General features: G+C 68.6%; 4 protein-coding genes. 3 read left to right on the top strand and 1 reads right to left on the bottom strand.

Going from position 1 to position 4287, the window contains the following annotated elements:
- Window positions 1-275 precede the first annotated feature (275 nt).
- The gene (locus IM632_RS13730; RefSeq protein WP_296485101.1) at window positions 276-929 is read left to right on the top strand and encodes a TetR/AcrR family transcriptional regulator; all 654 of its coding nucleotides are present in this window, start codon (window positions 276-278) and stop codon (window positions 927-929) included.
- A 61-nt stretch (window positions 930-990) separates the two neighbouring features.
- Here IM632_RS13730 and IM632_RS13725 read toward each other — a convergent pair whose 3' ends face one another.
- Window positions 991-2547, bottom strand: coding sequence for an AMP-binding protein (locus IM632_RS13725; RefSeq protein ID WP_293526811.1), 1557 nt, complete (start codon window positions 2545-2547; stop codon window positions 991-993).
- A gap of 140 nt (window positions 2548-2687) precedes the next feature.
- Here IM632_RS13725 and lipA point away from each other — a divergent pair, with 140 nt between their 5' ends.
- Together lipA and IM632_RS13715 are read left to right on the top strand one after the other, a co-directional pair.
- Window positions 2688-3644, top strand: coding sequence for a lipoyl synthase (lipA, locus tag IM632_RS13720; RefSeq protein WP_296485105.1), 957 nt, complete (start codon window positions 2688-2690; stop codon window positions 3642-3644).
- 5 nt (window positions 3645-3649) lie between these two features.
- A complete protein-coding gene (locus IM632_RS13715) occupies window positions 3650-4108 on the top strand; it encodes a type II toxin-antitoxin system RatA family toxin (RefSeq protein ID WP_293531715.1) in 459 nt (152 codons plus the stop codon).
- The last annotated feature ends 179 nt before the right edge of the window (window positions 4109-4287 follow it).

The following is a 4287-nucleotide window of genomic DNA, read 5'->3' as shown; positions in this document are numbered from 1 at the left end:
GACGACCACTCCAAGACCTCCAAAGGCAGCCGCCTCCCGGACCGGGAGGCCCACTGGAGCGTCGAGCGCCATGCAGGCCTTTCCTCATCGGAGAGATGTCAGCGGGTGCGCGCCAACGCTTATGAGGGTAGGGAAGCCACCTTGAAAACAAACAGTCAATCCTGTTTGTATATGCAGCTGATCAGAGAGTGGCCCGTGACTCGCAGGACTGACCGAAGGACCCGGCGCCTGGCGCAGACGCCCGCCAGGCTCGCGCGCGCCGCAGGAGCGCATCGATGACGGCCCCTCCCGCCCGTCTGACACAGGCCCAGCGATCCGGCAGAACCCGCGAGCGTCTGGTGGCGGCTGCGATCGACGCCCTCTACCGCTACGGTTACGCGGCGGTGTCGACGACACTTGTGGCGGAGCTTGCAGGCGTGTCGCGCGGTGCGATGCTGCACCAGTTTTCCACCAAGGCCCACCTGATGGCCGAGGTGGCCGAGACCACCCACCAGAGGAATATCGCCGCCTATCGGTCGACTCTGTCCAGGAACTCGTTGACGGCCGAGGCGCGTCTCTTGACGCTTCTGGACGTCGGCTGGATGCGGCACGGTTCGCCGGACGGCGTGGCCCACGACGAGATCCGGTCTGCGACCCGGTCCGACCCCGAGCTCGCCGAACGCGTCATGCCCGTCCTGCTGAGGCATGCCGAGGAAACCCAGGAGACCTTCTTCCGACTGATGGCGGCGGCGGGAATCGCCGACAGGCCGGTCTCGGACGCCCTGCTGACCATGGCCGTGGCGGCTCTGCGGGGACTGGCGCTTGAGAAGGCGCTGGGGCAGGACGAGGCCCAGGTGGAGGCTGCGTTCCAGCAGCTGAGGCGGACCCTGGGGGCTGACATCCGCGACAGGCTGGCCCGGACGGAGGAGCCCGGGGTCATCTACGTCTGAGCGGGGCCCTGCCTCCCGCCCTGGTCCGCTTCGCCCGAAGGCCGGAGTTGGGGCGGGCGCCCTAAGCCGCCCGCCGCCCCTCGACCTCCGCCAGGCGCTGGATGGTCACGTAGTCCGTCTTGCCGGTGCCCAGGACCGGGATCTCGGGCACCTTTACGATCTTGCGGGGCACGGCGATCTCCGGGGCGCCGAGGGACTGGGCGTGCTCGACAATGGCCGTGGCGGCGGCGTCGTTCCGGTCCGTGAAAAGGATGAGCCGCTCGCCCTTCTTGGGGTCCGGCATGGCGATGACGGCGTGACGGTTCTCCGGCCAGAGGGACAGGACGAGGTCCTCCGCGGCGGTCAGGGAGACCATTTCGCCGCCCACCTTGGCGAAGCGCTTGGCGCGTCCCAGGATGGTGATCCAGTTGTCGTCGGTCATGCTGACGATGTCGCCGGTGTCGAGCCAGCCGTCAGCGGGGGGCTCCAGCGTGCCGTCGGGACGCAGGTAGCCGGCCATGACGTTGGCCCCGCGCACGAGCAGCTTGCCGCCGCCGGAAATGCCCTCGACGGGCTCCAGACGCGCCTCCATGCCGGGCAACAGGCGGCCCACCGTACCGCGGCGGTTGTCGTCCGGGTGGTTGATGGCGATGATCGGGGCCGCTTCAGTGGCGCCATAGCCTTCGAGGACCGGAACGCCGCCGAAGCGGTCGCGGATCAGGTTGTGGGTCTCTTCTCGAACCTTTTCAGCGCCTGCGACGATGAACTTCAGTCCTGAAAGCTCATCGCCATCGCTGGCCCGGGCATACTGGTTGATGAAGGTGTCGGTGGCCAGAAGGATGGCCGCCCGGGTATCCTTGATCAAGGGCGGGATCTGCTTGACGTGCAGGGGCGAGGGATACTCGAACACCTTCATCCCGGTCAGCAGGGGCAGGAGGATGCCCCCGGTCAGGCCGAAGGAGTGGAAGATCGGCAGGGGATTGAACAGGACCCAGTCGGGGTCGATGTCGATGAAGTTCGCCGACTGGGCGACATTGGCGATGAGGTTCTGCTGAGTCAGGACGACCGCCTTGGGCGCGCCGAAGCTGCCCGAGGTGAAGAGGACGACGCCGATGTCCGACGGCTTGGCCGGAGACGCGAAACGCAGGGGCAGGGCGCCTGCGGCGGCGGCGAAGAGCTTGTCGGCCAGTCCGACCTTCTCGCGCACATCCTCCAGATAGGTGACGGTCGCTACGGTCTCGAGGGCGTCCACCAGGTCGTGCAGCTGCCCCTGCTCGATGAACTTCTGCGCGGTGAGGACCCGCTTGACGCCAGCCAGCTCGCAGGCGGCCTTCAGGTTGCGGATGCCCGAGGTGAAGTTGAGCATGGTCGGCACGCGGCCGAAGGCGTGGAGGGCAAAGAAGGTGACCACGCCCGCCGAACTGGCCGGCAGCATGACCCCGACCCGCTCGCCCTTTTCGGTCATGGCGGCGATCCGGCGCCCGAGGGCAAAGGCGGCGCGAATGAGGTCGGTGTAGCTGAGCGGATTGCGGTCCTGGTCTTCCAGGATCAGCTTCCTGGCCCCGAAGGTCGCCCTTGCGTCCACCAGGGCGCTGAAAATCGTGCCGCCGCCTCCGATATAGTCGCCCAGCTTCGCCACGGCCGTCTCCCTCTGGATTCTCTCTCTTCAAGAAAAGTAGACGGCCACCGGCCGGTTGAAAAGACCGGTTACAGTCCGTGATCCGGCCCGAAGGCGCGGCGGCGGCTTGATCCGGGCGGCGTAAGGGCTGATCTAGGGGCATGGCCACCGTCATCGATACGCGCCAGGGGCCGCGTCCCCGGCACCCCGAGAAGCGCAACCGCCCGGACACCCCGGTCCTGCGCAAACCCGACTGGCTGCGCGTGCGGGCGCCGGGCTCTGAGGGCTATGCGGCGACCCGCGCCATCGTGAAGGCCCACGGCCTGGTGACGGTCTGCGAGGAGGCGGCCTGCCCCAACATCGGCGAGTGCTGGACCCAGTCCCACGCCACCATGATGATCATGGGCGAGATCTGCACCCGGGCCTGCGCCTTCTGCAATGTGGCCACCGGTCGCCCCGAACCCCTCGATCCCACCGAACCCGCCCGGGTGGCCGACGCCGTGGCCAAGATGGGGCTGAAGCACGTGGTCATCACCTCGGTGGACCGGGACGACCTGGCCGATGGCGGCGCCGCCCACTTCGCCGCCGTGGTGCGGGAAATCCGCGCCCGCGCGCCCGGGGCGACGGTGGAGATCCTGACCCCGGACTTCCTGCGCAAGCCGGTGGAGGCGGCCCTGGAGGTGATCGCCTCGCGGCCGGACGTCTTCAACCACAATCTGGAGACCGTGCCCCGGCTCTATCCGTCCATCCGTCCAGGCGCGCGCTACTACCATTCCTTGCGCCTGCTGGAGCGGGTGAAGGAGGCCGACCCGGAGGCCTTCACCAAGTCCGGCCTGATGGTCGGCCTGGGCGAGGCCCGGGAGGAGGTGCTTCAGGTCATGGACGACATGCGCTCGGCCGGGATCGATTTCCTGACGATCGGGCAATACCTGCAGCCGACCCGCAAGCATGCGGCGGTGGCGCGGTTTGTCCATCCCGACGAGTTCCGCGGCTATGAGGAGGCGGCCCGGGCCAAGGGCTTCCTGATGGTCTCGGCCAGCCCCCTGACCCGGTCCTCGCACCATGCCGGCGAAGATTTCGCCCGGTTGCAGGCGGCGCGGCTGGCCCGCCGGGGATAGGCGCGGTGCGCCACCGGCTCTCCCGGCGTTCGCCCTACGCCCCGGAGGCGCTGTTCGGCCTGGTGGGGGATGTGACCCGCTATCCCGAGTTCGTGCCCTGGGTCCGGTCGCTGCGCACCTGGAACGCCCGCACGGAGGCGGATGGGGCCGAGTGGATGGACGCCGAGGTCCAGGTGGCCTTCGGCCCGGTCCGCGAGCGGTTCTCTACCCGGGTGCGGCGGGACCCCGCCCTGAAGCGGATCGACGCGGACCTGATCGCCGGACCCTTCCGCCGCCTGCGCAACCGCTGGGACTTCGTGCCCGAGGACGGCGGCACGCGGATCGACTTCGACATCGATTTCGAGTTGAAGAGCCGCCTGCTGGAGGGCCTGCTCGCCGGCAATTTCGACCGGGCGGCGGGCCGGCTCCTGACCTGCTTCGAGGACCGGGCGAGGGCGCTGTTCGGGGATCCGGGGAACGCCTGAGCCGCCGTTGCGCCCCCTCACCCGCAGGGGAGCAATTAAGATACTGTAATTCCTCCACCTCTTGAGGGGGAGGTGGACCGCGAAGCGGGCCGGAGGGGGTGTGATGCGCCGCCGTGGCGCCCCCTCACCCCGCTTCGCGGGGAGCTCCCCCGCAGGGGAGCAATTAAGTACTTGTAATT

The sequence above is a fragment of the Phenylobacterium sp. genome (assembly GCF_020402505.1).
GTDB lineage: Bacteria > Pseudomonadota > Alphaproteobacteria > Caulobacterales > Caulobacteraceae > Phenylobacterium.
Note: the sequence above shows the minus strand (reverse complement) of the source record. Positions and strands in the feature narration are given on the sequence as shown.